1 protein-coding gene is annotated in these 572 nt (G+C 71.7%); it reads right to left on the bottom strand.

The window, feature by feature from the left end; all coding sequences use genetic code 11:
* On the bottom strand, nt 1–526 hold a 526-nt coding region (locus ACYVE7_RS35410; RefSeq protein ID WP_460371073.1), incomplete at its 3' end, for a polyketide synthase dehydratase domain-containing protein.
* Nucleotides 527–572: the final 46 nt, after the last annotated feature.

Genomic DNA, 572 nt, shown 5'->3' with positions numbered 1-572 from the left:
CCACGACCTGGACGGCGACGCCGCCCCGCACGGGCAGCACCAGCGGCGCCTCGACGTCCAGGTCGGCGCCGCGCGGCAGGCCGACCTCGTCACCCGCCCGCACCGCCAGCTCGACCAGCCCCGCCCCGGGAAAGACCACGGCCCCGCCGATGACGTGCTCAGCGAGCCACGGATGGGTGTCGACGGACAGCCGTCCGGTCAGAACGACCCCGTCGGTCCCGGCGAGCATGACGGCCGCACCGAGCAACGGATGCCCGGCGACCCCGAGCCCCAGCGAAGCGGGATCACCCCCGGAGGCCAGGTCATGAAGCCAGTAATGCCGCCGTTCGAACGCATAGGTCGGCAGCTCGACCTTCCGACGCCCCCCACCACCGAAGACCGCTTCCCAGCCGACCGGAACCCCGGCCGCGTAGAGCCGTCCGACGGCCAGCATCAGCGTGCCGGACTCAGTCCGCCCCTTACGCAGCGCCGCCGCCAGCACGACATCCGCCGCCTCCAAAGACTGCTGAGCCAGCGAGACGAGCACCCCATCAGGCCCGATCTCCAGAAAACGAGTAACGCCTTCCCCTTCG

The organism is Actinocorallia lasiicapitis (assembly GCF_054778695.1).
This window is presented reverse-complemented; position numbering and strand designations above follow the sequence as displayed.